Below are 363 nucleotides of genomic sequence, written 5' to 3'. Positions count from 1 at the left end.
AGCATGTCGTCGTCGAGGACCGTCTCGAGCCGGTCCAGCGCTTCGAGGATCAGGTCCGCAGGTACTTTCTGAACCAGGTCGCAGAACGTCGTCCGCGTGGTGGCGAAACTGCCGTTCTCGGTCAGCTTGTTGATCGGCGAACCACCGCCGCACACGGCGAAATACGCGCACTCGGCCTTGCACGCGGCCACGCCGGCGGCGATATCCCTGTGCATGGCGCGCATCGCGTCGCTCTGGCGCATGGCCTCGAGCGAATCGGTGTGGATGTTGCCGACGATGAAGTCGCCGTAGTCGGCGTTCTTCAGTCCCAGCAGTTCGGGGGAGAAACTCGACACGTTGCCGTGGCAGTCCACGTTGAGCATG

General features: G+C 63.6%; 1 protein-coding gene. It reads right to left on the bottom strand.

Going from position 1 to position 363, the window contains the following annotated elements:
* On the bottom strand, nucleotides 1–363 hold a 363-nt coding region (locus CBX98_RS26370), incomplete at both ends, for a hypothetical protein (protein WP_197710254.1).

It is taken from the genome of Vibrio sp. T9, assembly GCF_003123985.1.
Lineage (GTDB): Bacteria > Pseudomonadota > Gammaproteobacteria > Enterobacterales > Vibrionaceae > Vibrio > Vibrio diabolicus.
This window is presented reverse-complemented; position numbering and strand designations above follow the sequence as displayed.